Below are 19,439 nucleotides of genomic sequence, written 5' to 3' on the forward strand. Positions count from 1 at the left end.
CGAAATTCAATCACTTCTTTCAATTATTGTCTTAGATATGAGATGTTAGATATGAGATATTAGACGAAAGTCTGAACTCAGAATCTGCTGATCAATCTAAAAAAAAGTAATTAAATGGTTTGTTAAAAAGGGTATGTCTCAAATCTCATATCTAACATCTCAAATCTAAAAATATTCAGGTGCCTATATCGGCGGTGTCTACCTCTTCCCATTCCGAACAGAGAAGTCAAGCCCGCCAGAGCCGATGGTACTGCGGTAAAACGTGGGAGAGTAGGTCGGTGCCCAATCTTAAATCAAGCCCTTGCTGAGTAATCAGTCAAGGGCTTTTTTGTGTTCGGAATGTTTTGCATTCGCGCGATAACGCGAGATGGTTCGAGTCTTGTCTATTTCGCTAAAAGAGCCTAAATGTTCTATTTTGACAGCCCGGATTAGTTCACGAGAAGCATGCTAGGTTTACCTTACTTCGTTTAAATCGTTGGCAAAAGCTATCTTTAGGGGGGCTTCCCTGAGATAAAAAATATCAAAGGTTTTCTGCTTCGTACTATCCAGATCAAGCAGGCTTACAATTTTTTTGATACTGGCTATATGAGTACAATTTTGATGATCAACAAACTCCAGTTGAAAGTTTACTAGCGGCTGTTGGTTAATGTATATACCAGTTAGGTTTGCCGTAAGTAACTTAGCCGTTGTTTTTTTACCTTTAAACTTAATTAAAGGCTCATTTGGTACACCACTTATTTTACCATCAAGCAAACGGGCCAAAACATTATAAAATAATAATATAGCCGGGCAAATGAGCAGTGGGTGCCAAAAACTCATAAAGCGCCAGCCCATGCCTTCACTCTCTGAGCGATAGGAATAGATATAATACCCGGTTATAAGTATTAAAAGTAATAACCAGCCCAAGTGTATCAGCACCAACCTCCCTTTATGAATACTGGTTTCGGTATTTTCAAAAATAAAATACGGTTTATGTTTTACCTCATTGTCAATTAATAGTCCCACCTTTTTACCCTCCTTAAAACGATGTTCATGTGGTTTCATATCGTTAACGTCGGCTTTTTGCATGATCACGGTATCAACAAGGTTTTTAAACTCCAGGCTAAGTTCATAGGAATTGTATTTGGCATTTGGCGTTGATCTATTGATTGATTTAAGGATTAAGGCCTCGCGGTATATACCATTTTTTTTCAGGCGTTCAATATTACGTTTGGCCGAAAATACACGCAAAACCCATTTACGATAGAACCCAAATAGAATGATAGTCCAAAACACAACAGACAAGGCTACCAAACCTAGCGAAAGCCGGGTATCCGATCCTTCAATATCGAGGTGAATTTCACTTTTAATGCTATAGTATAAGAGCATCGGAAACGGAATAGCAAAAAACAAAGCAAGAAGTGCCAAGCATATGGCAAGATTGCGTTTCATAAGTTTCGTCATGATAGCTTTTAATTAAGGATATGGTTACATGTCGGCTTTATTTTATGTAAACCCATAATATCGTTTAAAGTTTTGCAACAACTATTCACGATATTGCCTGCATCAAAAAATACTAAAAAAATGAATGTAGAAGTATCTCCATCCACTATCGAAGCAGTAGTTCAACGGCAACTCGAGGCCTATAACAATAAAGATATTGACGCCTTTATGGAAAACTAGGCCGACGATGCTTTATACTTTGAACACCCGGCAACCTTATTAGCCAGTGGTGCCGCAGCCATACGTGAGCGTCATTTGATCAGGTTTAATGAACCCAACCTGTTTGGGAAACTGGTGAGCAGAATAGTATTGAACAATAAGGTAGTTGATACAGAAATTGTTTCCCGTACTTTTCCTGAAGGACCGGGCCATATTGATGCCGTTTGTATATATGAACTAGCCGATAATAAGATCAAAAGCGCCTGGTTTATTATGGGTAAACCTGTTTTGCATGAAAAGCAATAACATATCCGGATCACTTTAACCACAAATTAGTATAACGGAAAACCCGCATTACCAGCGGGCTTTTCTTTGTTGTATATGATAAGATATAGGAAGGTTATTGTGTTGAAACAATGCGGTAAAGGATCCAGTTGTCCGTTTCGTAAACTCGTTGATAGTTTACACCGCTGTTTACTATTTTAATAAGTGGGATGTACCGGCTACTCAACTGGGTATAGCCCGTAAAAGGATTTTTGGGCGTCGCTATCAGGATATAATCGTCATAGCGATATGGCGTTTCTATAGCACTTAAAAACAGGTCCTGGTAAGGTAACGTCAGTTTCTGGATGTCATGTGTAAATGCAGCTACGGGGTAGGCTACAGCATCATCCATCAGCACACGTGATGTTTTAGGGAGGTTATTGATCACATCTGCCAGTTCCATACTTTCCTCCTGATCGGTATTGGGTTTGCGTGTGGTTAACGTGCTTATAAATCTCTTTTCGTCGGTTATTAATGATTGACTCAGGAAGATATATCCAGTATATAGCTGAATCAATACAACTATAAATAATATCACCTTGAATACCATTTGTCGCTTTACGGTTTGCGCCTTAAATACCAGGCACAGTAATGCCATGATCAGGAAAATGAGGTAATACTCGTAAGTCAAAAATATCTTATCGTATTTGATGTGTAAAAACTCTACAAAAGCAAATGGTGTTAAAATGGTTAAAGCCTGGTAAGTACTTTCTCTGAAAAGGTAAATAGCCACTAATATTAGCGGGCAAAAATAGATCACCCTTACCGATACCATGATGGATAGCTCAGGCAATTGGTAGTTGGCGCTGGTAGTAGCAATATCAAAGTTGAGCTTATCAACCAATACGTTCCAGGTGGCATAAGGGCTCTCGATAAAATAGTTCAGATCATTGGCATGCGTAAGGTTAAGCAGCTTGTAACAGATCACCGAGGCCACCGGCAAAATAAACAGGATAATGTAAATAGCGAATGTTTTATTGATGAGCTTACGACGCAGCGATGGACTGTTGAAACTTAAAAATAAACGAAAAATAGATTCCTTTTCGCCCAGATTTAAGCTTTGAACGGTGATAGCCAATACCAATGGAACAAAGAACAGGGTGAGCCAGATAAATTTGTAATCGCAAAAAATAAGTATCACCAAACAAATACTGGCCAGCGAAACGTGAAAAGTAGTATTGGAGCGATAAAATTTAAGCAGGTTAAAAAAGAACAGGAAAAAGAAGGTAAGCACCATATAGATGGATTTTCCTGAACAGGCGGCGTATAGCAGGCCCGGATGCAGAAAAAACAACAGCAACAGCACGTATAAATAAAAATTATCCTCAATACGTTTGGTTAATGTGCTGGCAATGATGTAAAATAAAACCGCTGTACCAATTGCTGACGCTATTACCGGCGCCAGGTAGGAGTCGATCCAGCTAAAGAGAAAGGTATTGTAAAACGGCAGCAAGGGCGATGTAAGCCCCATTACCTTGATACGGTTACCCAGGCCCTCAAAAACTATTTTGGTTTTTTCGATGTAAAAAATGCTTTCCTGATTATAATAACCCAGATGATTTAAATAAATACCGATCACCAGGTAGTAGGCGCCAAGTATCAGGGTTAAAATAAAGAGATATTGATTTTTTGAAATTTTCATTACAACAATCTTATTTAATAACGTTTGTTGGGTTATTAACTTTACTTAATCCGTGATTGGTTTTTTCCCAGTAAAAAGGCTTTACTATTAACTGGTACAAGCCCATATAAGCTGCTGCCGAATGCATCAACCAGTAAACAGGGTTGGCAATGGCAAACAATATCAGTTCAAAATACCTGCGTTTAAATACCGCCATCATGTTGATATATATCATCAGGATGTTACCCACCATGAGGTTAAATATCGCCATAAATAATACCCAATCCGGAAACAGCGAACGTATGGTCGAAAAATCAAATATCAGGTAGCTGATAAATATGGCCAGTAAAAGCGGGTAAGCCAAAAATGTAGCTGATGTAGCGCCTATAAAAAAGTTAAACCCCCAAAATCCCCGCCATCCAATTTTGCGGACAAGGGCAGCCGGGTTACGCATATGTACCAGGTAAGTTTGCATATAACCCTTGATCCAGCGCGAACGCTGGCGTATCCAATTAATGGGTTCGTTGTTAGCCTCCTCGTAGGTGGTGGAGTTAATAATAGATATTTTATAGCCTTTGGCATAAGCGCGTACACCCAAATCGGCGTCTTCGGTTACGTTAAACGGATCCCAGGCTCCTAATTCTATCAGGGCATCCATTTTAAAGTGATTGCTGGTACCTCCCAGCGGAATAGGAATATCCAATGTATCCAATCCCGGAAGCATATAATCAAACCAGTAGGAGTATTCCAGCGTAAACATACGTGTCAGGAAGTTCTCGTTACGGTTAAAGTAATTTAGCGCGCTTTGTACACAGATATAATTTTGCGGCAGTTTGGCAAAAAGCGCCACCACCTTTTTTAGTTGATCGGTATCGGGGATATCCTCAGCATCATAAATGGTGAGGTATTTACCCTTTGAAAAGTGCAAACCGTAATTACAGGCCTTAGGCTTGGTTTTAGGTAAGTGAAAAGGTACCACGATCACCTCAAAAATGCCCGGGAAATCGAGGTTTTGAACAGCCTGCATTGTTTCGTCATCATCTTCCTCAATCAGCAGCTTAATGTCCAGCTGCTCGCGGGGGTAATCCAGGCTCTGTAAGTTCCAGATCAGCTTCTTGATGAGCTTGTCTTCTTTGTAAACGGGCAGTAATATGGTGTAAACCGGCAGGCTGCTTTCTACAATATCCCGTACATCGGTTTTGGTTACCGCCTGATGCAGTTCAAAGCGCGAACCTACCAGGGCCAGGAACAGTTTAAAAACAATAGCGATCAGGAAAATAGTACTGATGATCACATTGATAATGATGGATGTATTTTTAAAATTCAATACTAGTCCGATGGCAGTAATGCTGATGATGATAAAAATAGTAATGAGCTGCGGACTGGTAAAGGTGGTAGATGCCGAGCTTTCAGGATCGCGCCTTAAAAGCTCAAAAACGGAGGCTTTTACATATTTTTCGCCGAGCAGTTTGTGGCTTAACCAGGTAATGTCCAGGTCGCTGGCTACAATGATATGCGGCTCCAGGTCGTACGTAAACTTGATAAACTCTATAAATAGTTGATTGCTTGGATCGCTCATTAAGGTTACTACCTTATTATTCTCGATGCGGAGCGGTAAAGCGATATGATCGTTAGCAAATTTCAGATCGATCTTTTTCAGTATTTCGGTATCAAAAGCTTCTTCTCTTACCGGCGCGAAGGTAAAGCCCGCGTTGGTTAAGGAGCGCTCGTAATTTTTACGCGAGATATACCCAAAGTTAAGGGCGATCTTGGCGTATGACATTCCCGAGCGTTCTGAAAAATGCTTGATTTTTTCCTGATCGCCTGGTATGATGAACCCGTCGTTAACCAAAAGTTCAGGAATAGAAATACTCATATTTAAATATAAATGTTAAAATGGGAATCAAGAGTCAAAAATCAAGAGCCAGGAAAAATTCGAAATCATTTACTTTTTGTCTTGATTCCTGATTCTTAACTCTTGATTCTCCGGTCGCATTAATCGTTAAACAACTCCTGTGATTTTTGAACTTTTGAACGCACGTACAGGAATGACAGCAATATCAATATCAGTAAACCTAATAGTATATATAGGTTGTAGTTGTCCCAGAAACGGGTTAAACCGTTTTTGGTATCAATATATTCCAAGTTTTCGCTTGATTTATTGATGTTGAACAAGTATTTGTTGGAGTTAACATCAGATATACAAACGTTACTTGATAGTGTTGAAAGCTGCTCGGTAATGGATTTAGATACAGCCAAAAATGCCTCAGAAACGTGTTTACCTGTTGCGGTAAGTACCAGCGTAGCATTATTGCTGCGCCCGTAAAATATCTGGGCCAAGCCGTTTGATACCGTATCTGACAAGGAATAAACAGGTGTGTGATTATCCGTATTATACAATCGGAAATCACGGCTGAAGGTAATTGGTGCATCAGGGAACTCGTTCAGCAACTTATCATCTTTAGAAAGAAGCGCGATAATATTATACTTTTTAAGCTCATCTGGCTGTATACCATCTGAGTAAACAAACTCAGGGAAGTTATTAGCGTTGATGTTGTTATTCAGCTCAAAAATAATTTCGCCCAATGCGGCAGCCGCATATTTTGCGTAATCCCTGCTTATTAATATGCGTGTAGTACCAGTGTTAAAGGCTTCCGGGTACTGGTAAAAGCTCAGGTTGCTGGTGATGAACGGATTTTTTGATTCCAGGTATGATTTATCTACGTCAACCTCGGCAAAGAAATTGATGAAACTGTCTTTACAATGACCAGTGGTTGGGAAAAACCGGAACTCGGCCTCCAGCGTATTATATTTATGGTGCTGGTAACGGTTAATGGTGATAGAAGTATTTAACTTACCGGATGCATCCAGTTTTTCACTGCTTATGAGCAGGCCGTTCAGGTAAATATTAAAGAACCCACGATCGCCGGGACTTAGGCCGCTATAATTAGCCACAAAGTGGATCTCTACCTCTTTAGGAGTAAAACTAAAGTCGCTGTTTTTAAAGGAATAAGCACTTTTCAATGAACCAATGCCCGATAAAAAGTCGCTGATACCGCCAATTTGTTTCAAGGATAATTTAGAGCGGTTTTCGTCGATGCTCTTAAAGAAAGTGTTCTGTGCTTTTTCTATGAGCAGGTAATCGCCATAGGTTGAGTTCAGAATGTTCATGTTACCCAAAGCGGTGATTGCTTTTTCAAAACCATTATCATCGCCGCCGGTAATAAATAATATTTCTTTGGTTACGTTTTCCTGGCTCACGGTTTTAACCGGTGTAAGGGTACCATTTGGCGCCGCAACCATGCGGGTATTGGTATCTGTAACCAGGCTTACCGATTTGTGCAGGTAAAATAAACCCTGATCACTTTGTGGGGTTACTTTTACCAGTTCGCGTTTGGCAGCGGTTAGGCTTGCTATGTTACCAACCTGTATGTAATTACGTACGGTATCAGGTAATTTATCTTCTTCAAATACCTGGATGTTACGGGTTTGGGTCTTTTTTAACCTGGAATAAGCCCATGCTACGGCTTTCAGATCATGCAGGCTTGGATTTGCAGGATAAACGATAGCCCTTTTGGAGTCAAAGCAGTTACTGATATTTACGTTATCGAAAAAGCTCTTATTACTTTTTTGTAATGCCAGGTATGAATAATTTTTGATTTTTAACCACATAGCCGGATTATCCAGATCCTTACACTCATCATCGCTGATGGTGAGCAAGGTTTTTACCTGGATCTTCAGGAACTTATCAGGCGACAGATCTGCACGGGTGAGGTTCAGGGTAAGCTTCTGTATAGAATCCCTGGTTAACCGGCCGCTGTATGCAGGTTTGTTGTTGATAACCACGTTAATGAACGAACGCTCTTTGATCAAAGCCTGTGATGGCTCAAAATACAATACCAGCTTGCTACCATTCATTTCGGTAAGCGGGGTTATCTTCACATAAAATGAATTAGCGCCACTCATTCCGTATAGCACATCGTCTTCATGCCCAAGCGATTTAAAAGTTACTATACTTTGTGCTTGCGTCGTTGTATTTACTAAAAATACAAAGGCTAAAAGGGCTAAAAATTTACTCATCTGGTTGTAAATATTAATTTATAACGTAAAACTCAACTCTAAAATAATTACCATTATCGTCACTGCGATAGGTAAGTTCGCCGCCCATTTCCTGGGTCATCAGTTTGGCGATGGAAAGACCTAAACCAAGGCGACTTTCATTAACTCCCGATGTATCATTAAGCGTTTTCAGCTTATTAAACATCATATCCAATTCTTTTTGGCCTATGGCTATACCTTCGTCAATGATCTCAAAAACAAAGCGTTGGCGCTGCAGGCTGGTTACCACCCTGATATCATTATTAGTTTGCGAAAACTTAATGGCGTTTGATAGTAAGTTTTGAAATACCTGCCCGGCAAATACCCTGTCGAGCCGCACAGTGAGCGGCAGTTTCAGGATGTTATCTGTAAGATGAATATTTTTCATCTGTGCAGTTTCATATAACCCCCTGAAAACGTGAGCAACTTCTACATTGGCATCAAACATCTCCAAATTAAACTGCATCTCCGGCGATTCTATCTCTTTCACGTCCATCAGCCTGTTCAGCAGGTACTGCATCTTTTCGGCCGACTCCGATATATACCCCACATACTCCTTTTGATCGTTACTGAGGCGATAATCTTCTTCCTTGATCATGTTATTGCTCATCACTACGGAGCCAATGAGGTTTTTCAAATCGTGCCCGGCTATATTGATAAAGCTGTTCTTTTGCCCGTCAATTTTGCGTAACTGTTCATATTGCGCATCGATCAGGTTATTTTTGGCGTTAATATCGGCGTTTTGCTGTTTAAGCTGCTCGTTTGATTTTTCAATCAATATCTGCGAGCGTACATCCCTTTTCATCACCTTATAGCGGGTACCCGGAATGATACACGAAATAATAGCAGTTATAAAAAAGAACTGTCCTCCATTACTGATCACGATATCCAGGTTATAATCACTGAATAAATTAAAAAATATAGCCAGTAATAATAAAGCCAACAATACTTCCATAAAGGAGTTAATAGGCTCCCAAAACACCTGCAGGTTAAAGAACAATACAATAGTTGCAAAAACCAGGTAGTAAATATTAAGGTTTTGGATTTTTACAATATTGCATAAAAGTGCCGATGTTACCGAAAGTAAAAAAAAACTGATATGCAGCAACAGCCGATAATCATATCTTTTGGCTGTAAAAAGACCATGCAAACCATATATCAGGGCGCTGGTTATCAACCGCACAATAAAAAACTGTATCCAAATTTCTGGTGCATATACGTAATCAACAATACTAAAAACCGGATAAAGCAAAATAATAGGCCAGATAATATTATTGGTCTGGAACCATGCTTTTTTCGAGGTCTCTTTTATTAATTCGTCTTTTGCAATTTGAACAAACATTATTCGTTATCTTAAATTATAATTAAAATCAAGTCCTGTTTTTTATGGTTTTTTATCAAGCTTAGGTTTAAGAGGTGAGAGTTAAAGTAGTTCTTTTTACGCAAATCTTAAACTATTTGTTAATACTCATGGTAACAACTGCTGGCGCTGTTGCAAAAAGTAGTCCAAAAATCCAGCAATCTCGTTTGCAGGCTTTTAAACGGGCGCAAAGCCTTGATCACGGTATCAGTATTTCCTGGCTGGAGCAAACATGGGTTAAACAAACGTTTGCGGAAGAAGGTTTAAAAAGGAATGATCTGGAATTATTAAAAAAACTAGGCTTTAAAAGCATCAGGCTGCCCGTTGCTTTCCGATGGTTTGAAGAACAGCATATACCCGATGAAGAAGTGTTCGGCCGGATTGACCAGGTGGTAAAACAATGCCATGATTACGGATTTAAACTGGTGATTGATTATCATTACGGAAAGTTAAATGATACCAATTATTTGGTGGAAACACCTATAATTATTAAGCGCTGGTTAAAAATAGTAAAACGTTATACTCATACCAGCGCCAATGATGTTTTTTTTGAATTATATAATGAACCGCCCCGAATTGACCCCAAAGTGTGGAAAGATGCGGCTTACAATATGGTAAGCGCTATTCGCAAAATTGATAAAAAGCATACTTTGATCATTGGTGCATCCAACTATAATAGTATTTACGAACTGAGCCGTTTTGTGCGCCTGGCCGACGAGAACATCATTTACACCTTTCATTTTTACGAACCCTTCTTTTTTACGCACCAGGGTGCAGCCTGGGTGGGCGACCAGGTAGCAACAACCGGGGTATCATTTCCTTATAGTGCGGAAAATTTTCCAGCCCTTAACCCAAAAGCCCGGGGTACCGATGGCGAACTCAATTATAATAAGTACAATAAAGATGGTAATGAGCAATCCATTAACGATAAGTTACAAATTGCAAAAAACTGGGCCAATAAATACGAGGTACCTATATTATGCGGCGAATATGGGGTTTATAATAAATATGCCGACCTGGACAGCCGCTGCCGCTACATTAAAGCCATGCGAACTGCTCTTAAACAACTACATATTCCTGGCATGCTTTGGGATTATAACGGATCGTTCTCTCTGTTTGCCGGTAAACCTGCAATTAACACTTTGCCGGCCTGCATGAAAGATGCTATTGGCTATACGCCATAAAGGTTTGAGATGGAACAAGGATTCCGGGAACAAAGAGTAAGGACTAAAGAAACCAAGAGTAAATTTTTTTATAATAAGGAATAAGTTCTTGTTCCTTGCTCCCAAAATCTTTACTCCAAAAAAAGCCCATTTACCGCTTGCGATGAAATCATTTAACATAATTATTCATTTATTGATTACCTTTGTTGGGTAATATACTGTTATGGAATTTTTTGAAGAAAAACGTCGGGAGGTTATGGAGCATATTGAAAAATATATGCTCGAAAAGATGTTTGAATATTTAAAGCCTGTTGATACCATTTGGCAACCATCTGATTTTTTACCCGACTCGACAAGAGATTCATTTTTCAGTGAAATAAAAGAATTGCAGGAAAGCGCCCAGGGTTTAAGTTATGACCTGATAGCCGTTTTAATTGGCGATACCATTACCGAAGAAGCCCTTCCTACTTATGAATCATGGCTCACCATGGTTGAAGGTGTAAATAAAAACGAAGAAGGCGGCTGGATGAAATGGACCCGTCATTGGACCAGTGAAGAAAACCGTCATGGTGATCTGCTCAACAAATACCTTTACCTGTCTGGCCGTGTTAACATGCGCATGATGGAGGTATCCACCCAGTACCTGATTGCAGATGGTTTTGACATCGGTACCGGAACCGATCCGTATCGTAATTTTATATATACCTCGTTCCAGGAACTGGCTACCAATGTATCGCACAGGCGTGTGGCCTCACAGGCTAAAAAAGATGGTGATACGTTGCTGTCAAAAATGTGTGGTGTTATTGCCGGCGACGAAGCCCGTCATGCTAAAGCTTATAAATACTTTATCGAAAAAATATTTGAGGTTGATCCGAGCGAAGCGATGATTGCTTTTGAGGATATGATGCGCAAAAAGATTGTAATGCCTGCTCACTTCCTGCGTGAAGTAGGTTTAAAAGTTGGTCAAACTTTTGGTCACTTTACAGATGCCGCCCAGCGCCTGGGTATATACACCGCTATTGATTATGTGGATATACTGAAAGAGCTGATTGAAGACTGGCATATTGAAAGTACTATCGACTTGAACGAAGCCGGTGAAAAAGCCCGAGATTATATCATGAACCTGCCATCGCGCCTGCTGCGTGTTGCCGAACGCATGAAAAACCCCATGCTGGAATACAAATTCAGCTGGATACATGGATAAATTTTCCTTATCAGAAAATATTAACAAAGGCGCCTGATCGGGCGCCTTTGTTGTTTTAGTGGGCTATGATAAAATATCCATGTCATTTCTAACGATAGTGAGAAACTATCTCTTGAACAGAGTGAAAAATCTTTTGCAGGTAATAAGCCCGGCGCAAAAGATTTCTCCTTGTTCCTCGTTCGAAATGACAACAGTGCGTGGAAAGGCCTGTCACTCTGAGCTTGTCGAAGAGTGGGCGCAGAGGCCTGCCCACCATGCTTCGACGGGGCTCAGCATGACACCCTTTTTTCGGTCTCAAAATAAAAAAGTGAAGTCATCCTGAACTTGTTTCAGGATCCCTCAGGACAGGTTAACCTTCCTATTGTACACCTTACATATGGGATGCCGAAACAAGTTCGGCATGACTGGAGGTTATTTATCCACCTTAAACCCAGGCTTTTTATAGCCTTCCGGAACATAACCATCCGGAATCTGGATGTGGTTGCCATCGCGCAGGGCAAAATAATTCGGCGACATGATCTCTACACCAGCTTCGTTAAACTTATCCTGTATATTCTGGTGCAGACGGGAATAGAGTACCGCCATCTGGTTGGATAAGGCCGTGTAGGCATTCAATTGATAGGCCACATTAAAATCATTCAGCCCGGTTTGCAATACGAATGGTTTATGCTCGGTCAATACACCATCGGTAGCTTCGGCCGCGCTGATGAGCAGGTTATGCACCGTTTGCCAGGGTACATCGTAACCAATGGTTATGGTAGTATTGAGTATTAGTCCCATGGTTTTGGCTACAGTGCTGTAATTGGTGGTATGCCCGCTTAATATGGTAGCGTTTGGTATGGTGATATCCTCGTTTTTAATGGTGCGCAGGCGGGTTACCAGCAGGTTTTTCTCTACCACATCACCTATCACATCGCCCACCTTTATACGGTCGCCAATTTTGTAGGGGCGCATATAGGTGAGCACAATGCCCGATACCATATTGGATATAGCCGATGATGAACCTAGTGAAAACAAGATCCCCAGAAACACCGTTACCCCCTGGAAAACTTTGGAATCGGAACCCGGTAAATAGGGGAATATCACCACAAACATAAAAGCGAACAGCAACACCCTGATAATATTATAGGTAGGCATGGCCCATTCCGGGTAAAAACCGCTGAGGGTGATGGCACCCAGGGCAATTTCGTTGGCGATGAATTTTACCAGTTTTACGATATACCGGGTAACTATATAAATTACGGCAATAGTAAGCAGGTTGGGTATGTAGTGCACAATGGCCAGTACTATACTCTTAAAAGGATTAACAATATAACCGAGCAATTGTACCGCTATAGGTTTTGATGATGGAAAAATAAAAAACAATACAGGCAGGGCCATGTAAACCAGCAAAATGATGAGTATAAATCGCCCGATGCGTAGCAAGCCGGTAACCACAGGCAGCAAACGTTTGGCATAGGCAACGGGGGCGCCCTGCGCTGCCAGTTTGTCCATGCGGTTTTCCCAGGCTTTGAGCGTTTTAAGCTTTACCCACCGTGAACCCTTGTTTAATGCCCATATTAAAATAACCAGTAGTATTACCACAGCAACGGCTTCCAGTATATTAATAACTACCTGTTTAGTGCTGCTATCAGAAAAATAATTACCCAGTTTCTTTTTCAGGATGACCAGGTAACTGGCTGCTAGCTGTGGGCGATTAAGCTCGGTGAAGGTTGCATCCTTATTATTAACGGCCAGGATAATTTGCGAATTGTAGGAGATCACCGAAATAGATGTGTCGTTTTTTAAGGTGAGGGAGTCGGGGTTAAAATCAATTCGGTTAACCAGTTCCTCAATGCGTTTGGTTACTACCTGGGCCCGCTCAGCCGGTTCAAACAAACCCTGACCGGTGTAAAAGGTAAAAAGCGTATCCCGACCGATAATAACCGGGTAACCTTTGGTTTCAACGGGTTTTTGTGCCCGGACAGTAAAGGCAGCTAATAAAAACAGAATTAAGATGTAATAACTTTTAGGCATAACAGGTAGATTTTCTGTTAAAGCTAAAAATTATATTTCAATTCTTTTTAACCTTCCAGTAACAAGCGGCTGTATGGTTTATTATGATATTAAACCGATATTTAAAGCGCGGGAAAACGTGATTAATGAATATACATCGCTATTTTGTTTATATAGTGGCCAATAAGGTGAATACTGTATTTTATATCGGTGTTACCAGTAATTTAGAGCAACGGATATGGGAGCACAAACAAAAAATATACGAAGGTTTTACTGCCAAGTATGATTGCAGCAAGTTGGTATACTACGAGGAATACCAATGGATAGATGACGCCATTGCGCGTGAAAAGCAGCTTAAAGCAGGGTCACGGAAAAAGAAAATTGATTTAATACTCACTGAAAATCCCTCATGGAGCGATTTAAGCAGCGAATGGTATAACTAAAAACTAAAACAAAACCCACCATGTCATTGCGAGCGAAGCGTGGCAATCTCCTCGCGTTCTTATCAATGAGAATAGCTACGAGATTGCTTCGTCGTTCCTTCTCGCAATGACATGGTGTGATAATAAAGAGATATAATATAATCAAAACACCATGAATTACAAATTACTGGGCCGTTCGGGCCTTAAAGTTTCAGAATTATGTTTAGGCACCATGGGCTTTGGCACCGAAGCCGGATGGGGAGCAGATAAGGATACCAGCTTTGCCATTATGGATGCCTATGCCAAGGCCGGCGGCAACTTTTTGGATACAGCCAATATTTACAAATTGGGTACGAGCGAAAAGATCATCGGCGAGTACCTGGGCAATCACGATCGCGATTATTTTGTGCTGGCTACCAAATACACGCTGAAGGATAATACCACCAACCCCAACGCATCGGGCAATAGCCGTAAAAACATGATGCGCAGCGTAGAGGAAAGCCTCAAACGTTTAAAAACCGACTTTATCGATGTACTTTACCTGCACATCTGGGACGATATAACCCCCATAGACGAAGTACTGCGTGGCATGGACGACTTGATTAAACAGGGTAAAATAAACTATGCCGCCATCAGCGATACCCCCGCCTGGGTGGTAGCGAAGGGTAATACCCTGGCCGAACTGATGGGCTGGAGCCAGTTTATCGCCTTACAGGTAGAATACAGTTTGCTGGCCCGCACCGCCGAGCGTGAGCTGATACCCATGGCCAAACATTTTGGCATGACGGTAACTCCATGGGCGCCTTTAGCCGGCGGGGCTTTAACAGGTAAATATCTAAAAGGCGATAAGGGGCGTATTAAACCCGAAAGCAAACGTTTGGATAGCAGGAGCAAAGCGATAACCAAAGTAGTGATGGAGATTGCCAAGGAACTGGGTGTATCAGAAAGCCATGTGGCCCTAAACTGGACCCGTCAGCAGGGTTTTTCGTGCATTCCGATAGTAGGTGCCACTAAAGTTGATCAGTTACTCGATAACCTTAAAACGGTAGAGGTTGCCCTGAACAACGATCAGCTAAAAAGATTAAACGATGCCAGTGCCATCGAGCTTGGTTTCCCCGGCGACTTCTTCCAGGAAGACGGTGTAAAACTGAATAGTTTCGGAGGATTTTATGATAGGGTGGAGAAGAGGTAAGAGTAGATGATTCACCGCGTCTGCGCTGCGCTGGACGACTCTGTTCGACTGCGGCGGAAAACGGGTGGAAACAAATTTGTCATGCTGAGGAACGAAGCATCTGTTGTTGAACTTTTCAATAGCAGAATAGATCCTTCGCTTCGCTCAGGATGACAAATGATTTATCCTTTTTGATCTCCACCAAAATTTTCGTATATTTATATAAATCCAAACAGCCCGGCTTTCATCCCAGAAAGCCGGGCTGTTTAGTTAAGGAAAAATAAGGCTAAAAACCGATAGTTTAGTATGTAGTTATTTGAATATCAATAAATTAATACTTTTTAAAGTTTTTAAAATTCATTAAAATCGTGTTGAAATTTGTTAAAAAGTGTTAAAATGAGGGTTTTACGAGTGTTTTTGAGCCCATTTTACCCTGTTTTGAGCAGAAAAGTGTTAAAATTTAAGGTTTAAAAAGTTTTTGGCAGTAGCGATCAATCAAAGCGTTTCAGATAGTCTTTGCTGATCAGCTCGCCGTAAGGAATGCTGCTTTTCCTTTCGAGACTAAACCAGGGATCGCCATTATCCTGAAGTACCTGAATATTCTGGGCAGGCATAAAACTTTGTGCCAGCAGGAATTTTTTATAATGGCGGGCATCTTCTACCACATCCAACACAACAAAACAATGCCCCGGCGAACCACCCCTGATAAATACATCCCCGGTTTTAAGCTGATCAGGATTGTTCACCTTTTTGAGTTCTTTTTGTAATGACAAAGTGCCCGCATAGCTAAAAACCAGGTTCATATAGCGGAGGAAGTTGGGATAACTATAATCCTTTTTGGCTTTTAACACCCAGTGATTGTTGCTATAGCGGTAGCCATCGGCATAGTGCACAAAATCGCACTTAAAGCCGCTGGTAAAGTTGAAAGCGATGGCCTTGTAGTTCTTTTGCTGATACAGGTATTCGCCGCGCAGACGCATTACAGCATCGGCGCATTGCTGCAAATCCTGGGTGCCTACGCTCATATCTACAATGGCTGCCGTATACAGATTGGTGCGGGCAATATCTCCTTTGTAGGTACGTGCGGGGGTACCCACAGGTTTAAGCGGAAGTTTCAGCAGCCAGGCTCCAAAAGTACCTGGTAATACAGCCTCCTGCCGAAAACTTGCCGGGGTTTTAAACCGGCTTAAAACATTGTCTGTTTTTGCACTGCCTGCGAGCAGGAATGATAACAGCAGGAGAATAGATTTCATATAGTTTTGGCTTTTTTCAACTGTAAATAAGGGTTATAGGGTACGGGCATATCATCGACTAACTTAAACGCCGAAAAATGCAGGTGGGTAGGTGACCGTTTTTTGAAAGCATTGTAACCCGTACGACCAACCTCCGCAATCTTTTGGCCCTGTTTTACTTCGTCGCCGGGTTTTACAAAAATGGCCTGGTTGTGGGCATAATAGGTAATGATATTTTGTGCCGGATGATATATCCAGATGAATTTGCCGCCACGAAGTGTGCTTGTTGGCTCCCATTCGTTAGTGCAGGCTATCACAATACCGTCATCAACCACCAGCACATCAACGGGTTGATGGGTGCGATCATCTACGCAGTCCTGGTTACGGTCATTAATGAAAATATCATGAGCTGGGTGTGCGGCGTGTTTGTTGCCATCCAGAAAATTGTAGCCCTTATCGGAGTACCCGTTGCCGTTGGTGCCACCTATGGCGTTGCTTTTATAGCCTTTAAGCGAGAACGTCCAACCAGATAAGGGGTGTTTATCACTGGCTTTTTTAAGTTGTTCTATTAAAGGTTTGAATTGCGCGACAGCATCCTGTTTTTTTATGGAACCATTTAAAATAGCCGTATTTAAATTATTGATGTTGCTGCAAATGGTTTTGATATCCTGTGCGTTTGAAACAACAGATACACATAAAATACTAAGCAGCAGAATGATCTTTTTCATGAAGTTATAACCAGTTAAATCTATAGAAATTGTAAATGCCCAGGGAATTATTCACCAGGCGATTGTTTTTACAAATGTATTTTTCTTGTTGACAAACAATATGGCACTTTAATTTATTTATAATATTTAAAACAAAAACCTTAACATGTATTCAATTTCCTCAGAATTTATCATTATTCTTTTCATTATTGCTATCCCTGTTTTGTTGCTTCTTTTACTGGGCTTGATATTTTCTATCATGATTCTGGTGAGAAAGAGAAGAAGTCGTGGTTTAGAAATCACTGCCTGGATATTTAATTCCTTATGGTTTGTGTTTGATATGATCATGGTAGGGGCAGGAATTTTAAAAAAGATGGATTATCCGAATTTGTTTATTTTTCCGATACTGTTAACCTTCTTTTTATTAATGCAGTACCGGGCAAATATAAGCTCCGGTAACCAGCTTAAAGTATGGTATATTGCTAAAACCAGTATCATCCTGATCGCGTTTTATCAGCTTAATTCCCAAACTGTTAATTTAATATACCAACGATTTTATGGTACGCTGCAAAAAATGCATCTGGTATTGGTGATACCTTTAAGTAACCTGGTCATTGTACTGCTCATCAGCTCTATTGCCGCGTTTCAGTACCTGAAAAGGACTGCGCAGCCATTAATTACAACTGAGGTGTTGAAAAATACAGCCATTTTTCTGATTTGCCTTTATGTAAGTGCAGATGTGGTTGGGAGGATAATAGGCTTTATTGATATCTGGGGATTAGGCGATATCAGGTATATGTATCTTAGTAAGATCTACTTCAATGCCATGAGTATTTTAATAACACTAGGTTACGCTATGTTATGCACCATACTAGGCAGCTTAATAGCGGGTTATACTTATCTGCATTATGCAAAAAAAGATAAGGTAGAACTACCGGCCTAATCAGCCTTCTATTTTGATATCGTATTTGCCTAACAACCCCGGCAGTCCATGCAAAGAGAACTGTGCTTTTTTGATCATGTTATCATCTGGATCGATCATGAAATTATAGGAGCTGCGCAGGTCGGCGCCTTTTAATATGGTACGACTAAAAAATGCCCTGTTCAGGTTGCAATTAACAAATTTGGCATCGGTAAGATCACATTCGGTAAGGTCGGTCTCCACCATGGAGCATTCGCTGAACCGTGCTTTTTTATTTTTCTTTTGGTAGAAAACGGCGTTATCCAGGATGCAATGTTCAAAATGAATTTCGAACAAAAAGTCGCGGGCTTTGCTGAAATTTACACCGCTTAACTTGCAATGTTTAAAGGTAATGTTTTGAAACCCCGTATTACTTGCATCGGCTAAAGACAGGTTGCAATCCTGAAATGCACAGTCGATAAAAACCATGCTATACAGGTTGGCATAAGCAAGATCGCAGTTCATGAATTTGCAATTTTCATAAGTACGGTCGCGCCCGATTAGCTGGTCGGCAGATATTTTGGTAAAGGTTTGATCTTCCTGATGGTTGGCTTGCATGCGGCAAATTTAAGTTTCTTGCGTTATGTTTTATCACCTGGTATTCGTTTTAAAAATGGAAATGCTTTTTTATGAGTTGGATATTAATTATTATATATAATAATTATATTTGATATATATCCTTGAGTTTTAACCAATAAAAAACTATTACTTATGAAAAATTTACAACTAAAAGCAAAAGCTTTAGAGCTTGGTGCAACAGGAACGCTTTCGAGAAGCCAGATGGGGAAAATTATGGGTGGCGGGCCTATTATTGGCTTACCGGTATGTGATGGATGCTGTCCAACCCATCCCTGTACATTTCCTCCGCATATGTTATGTCCTGCGGTGGTATGTCCGCAAACTTCGTAATTGTATTGCCAAAAATCCTAATAAGCTCAGCAACACCGGGCTTGTTAGGATTAAGAAAAGACAATAGCAGACGGGCAAGTTGAAAACAAAATACGGGATCAGTTCTATTTAAGTAGATGTTGAACTGTTGACCAATTAGGGTCTTGTTCTATCTTATAAGCAAAACCACGGGTTATGCCCTTTTTGTTAACCTGCGATTGAAGATAAGTAGCAACTTTTTTAGGATCGTTCAGATAAATATAGATGTCCAAGAAGCTGTCATTATATAAATGCCCTATATAATGCGCTGTGGCAAGCTTTTTTATTTCGTCAAGAAGCTGATCCTCAAATTTATTGGCTATGTCTGATTCTACTTTGACCGGTAAGCCATTAGGACTAACATTTTTTAGCTCCAGCGCCATATTTATAGTTAGGCACCAAGGATATTGCCCTTTTTTGTTATAGTTTTTATAAGCCATGTTTATCGAACCGACTACTGGCTTGCCATTATCAAGTTTAGCCTGAACGGCAGAAAAGTTTTCGGGCGGGTAAGTGGAATCTTTTTTTTGCGCCTTACTATTGTTACTTATCAATAATACAAAAAGGACGGCCAGAGAGATGTAAGGTATAGATTTCATACGCTAAGATAGGA

Annotated in this window: 17 protein-coding genes and 1 rRNA gene; 8 read left to right on the forward strand and 10 right to left on the reverse strand. The window is 40.6% G+C overall.

Going from position 1 to position 19,439, the window contains the following annotated elements:
* Window positions 1-175: 175 nt before the first annotated feature.
* Window positions 176-287, forward strand: a 5S ribosomal RNA gene (rrf, locus tag BW976_RS27070).
* Window positions 288-453: 166 nt separating this feature from the next.
* On the opposite strand, the gene BW976_RS27075 is transcribed toward rrf, so the two are convergent.
* A complete protein-coding gene (locus BW976_RS27075; RefSeq protein WP_076378510.1) occupies window positions 454-1,431 on the reverse strand; it encodes a hypothetical protein in 978 nt (325 codons plus the stop codon).
* A gap of 306 nt (window positions 1,432-1,737) precedes the next feature.
* Here BW976_RS27075 and BW976_RS29750 point away from each other — a divergent pair, with 306 nt between their 5' ends.
* On the forward strand, window positions 1,738-1,947 hold the full coding sequence (locus BW976_RS29750) for a hypothetical protein (RefSeq protein WP_217696302.1): 210 nt from the start codon (window positions 1,738-1,740) through the stop codon (window positions 1,945-1,947).
* Window positions 1,948-2,041: 94 nt separating this feature from the next.
* Here the strand turns inward: BW976_RS29750 and BW976_RS27085 are convergent, their stop codons facing one another.
* From BW976_RS27085 to BW976_RS27100, 4 genes are all read right to left on the reverse strand, one after another.
* Window positions 2,042-3,607, reverse strand: a complete 1,566-nt coding sequence (locus BW976_RS27085) for a hypothetical protein (RefSeq protein ID WP_076378512.1) — start codon at window positions 3,605-3,607, stop codon at window positions 2,042-2,044.
* A gap of 10 nt (window positions 3,608-3,617) precedes the next feature.
* The gene (locus tag BW976_RS27090) at window positions 3,618-5,462 is read right to left on the reverse strand and encodes a glycosyltransferase family 2 protein (RefSeq protein WP_076378514.1); all 1,845 of its coding nucleotides are present in this window, start codon (window positions 5,460-5,462) and stop codon (window positions 3,618-3,620) included.
* Between the two features lie 119 nt (window positions 5,463-5,581).
* The gene (locus tag BW976_RS27095; protein ID WP_076378516.1) at window positions 5,582-7,666 is read right to left on the reverse strand and encodes a cellulose biosynthesis cyclic di-GMP-binding regulatory protein BcsB; all 2,085 of its coding nucleotides are present in this window, start codon (window positions 7,664-7,666) and stop codon (window positions 5,582-5,584) included.
* A gap of 13 nt (window positions 7,667-7,679) precedes the next feature.
* Window positions 7,680-9,026 (reverse strand): sensor histidine kinase, encoded by a 1,347-nt coding sequence (locus BW976_RS27100; protein ID WP_076378518.1) that lies wholly within the window; start codon window positions 9,024-9,026, stop codon window positions 7,680-7,682.
* A gap of 128 nt (window positions 9,027-9,154) precedes the next feature.
* Here BW976_RS27100 and BW976_RS27105 point away from each other — a divergent pair, with 128 nt between their 5' ends.
* On the forward strand, window positions 9,155-10,228 hold the full coding sequence (locus BW976_RS27105; RefSeq protein WP_076378520.1) for a glycoside hydrolase family 5 protein: 1,074 nt from the start codon (window positions 9,155-9,157) through the stop codon (window positions 10,226-10,228).
* A 202-nt stretch (window positions 10,229-10,430) separates the two neighbouring features.
* A complete protein-coding gene (locus BW976_RS27110; protein ID WP_076378522.1) occupies window positions 10,431-11,411 on the forward strand; it encodes an acyl-ACP desaturase in 981 nt (326 codons plus the stop codon).
* A 411-nt stretch (window positions 11,412-11,822) separates the two neighbouring features.
* Here the strand turns inward: BW976_RS27110 and BW976_RS27115 are convergent, their stop codons facing one another.
* Complete coding sequence (locus BW976_RS27115) at window positions 11,823-13,427, reverse strand: mechanosensitive ion channel family protein (RefSeq protein WP_076378524.1); 1,605 nt, start codon at window positions 13,425-13,427, stop codon at window positions 11,823-11,825.
* 125 nt (window positions 13,428-13,552) lie between these two features.
* On the opposite strand from BW976_RS27115, the gene BW976_RS27120 reads away from it, so the two are divergent.
* Window positions 13,553-13,849, forward strand: a complete 297-nt coding sequence (locus tag BW976_RS27120) for a GIY-YIG nuclease family protein (RefSeq protein WP_076378526.1) — start codon at window positions 13,553-13,555, stop codon at window positions 13,847-13,849.
* Window positions 13,850-14,000: 151 nt separating this feature from the next.
* Complete coding sequence (locus tag BW976_RS27125; protein WP_076378528.1) at window positions 14,001-15,020, forward strand: aldo/keto reductase; 1,020 nt, start codon at window positions 14,001-14,003, stop codon at window positions 15,018-15,020.
* A gap of 470 nt (window positions 15,021-15,490) precedes the next feature.
* Here the strand turns inward: BW976_RS27125 and BW976_RS27130 are convergent, their stop codons facing one another.
* Together BW976_RS27130 and BW976_RS27135 are read right to left on the reverse strand one after the other, a co-directional pair.
* A complete protein-coding gene (locus BW976_RS27130; RefSeq protein ID WP_076378530.1) occupies window positions 15,491-16,252 on the reverse strand; it encodes a DUF4846 domain-containing protein in 762 nt (253 codons plus the stop codon).
* The gene (locus tag BW976_RS27135) at window positions 16,249-16,959 is read right to left on the reverse strand and encodes a M23 family metallopeptidase (RefSeq protein WP_076378532.1); all 711 of its coding nucleotides are present in this window, start codon (window positions 16,957-16,959) and stop codon (window positions 16,249-16,251) included. The genes BW976_RS27130 and BW976_RS27135 overlap by 4 nt, the downstream gene beginning before the upstream one ends.
* Window positions 16,960-17,104: 145 nt before the next feature.
* On the opposite strand from BW976_RS27135, the gene BW976_RS27145 reads away from it, so the two are divergent.
* Window positions 17,105-17,881 (forward strand): hypothetical protein, encoded by a 777-nt coding sequence (locus tag BW976_RS27145; RefSeq protein WP_139332443.1) that lies wholly within the window; start codon window positions 17,105-17,107, stop codon window positions 17,879-17,881.
* Here BW976_RS27145 and BW976_RS27150 read toward each other — a convergent pair whose 3' ends face one another.
* Window positions 17,882-18,457 carry a pentapeptide repeat-containing protein gene (locus BW976_RS27150; protein WP_076378538.1) on the reverse strand — a complete coding sequence of 192 codons (576 nt, stop codon included), beginning with the start codon at window positions 18,455-18,457 and terminating at the stop codon, window positions 17,882-17,884.
* 153 nt (window positions 18,458-18,610) lie between these two features.
* On the opposite strand from BW976_RS27150, the gene BW976_RS29615 reads away from it, so the two are divergent.
* On the forward strand, window positions 18,611-18,808 hold the full coding sequence (locus BW976_RS29615) for a hypothetical protein (protein ID WP_175614191.1): 198 nt from the start codon (window positions 18,611-18,613) through the stop codon (window positions 18,806-18,808).
* Between the two features lie 104 nt (window positions 18,809-18,912).
* Here the strand turns inward: BW976_RS29615 and BW976_RS27155 are convergent, their stop codons facing one another.
* The gene (locus BW976_RS27155) at window positions 18,913-19,425 is read right to left on the reverse strand and encodes a DUF695 domain-containing protein (protein ID WP_076378540.1); all 513 of its coding nucleotides are present in this window, start codon (window positions 19,423-19,425) and stop codon (window positions 18,913-18,915) included.
* Between the last annotated feature and the right edge of the window lie 14 nt (window positions 19,426-19,439).

This window comes from Mucilaginibacter lappiensis (assembly GCF_900155965.1).
Taxonomy (GTDB): Bacteria; Bacteroidota; Bacteroidia; order Sphingobacteriales; family Sphingobacteriaceae; genus Mucilaginibacter; species Mucilaginibacter lappiensis.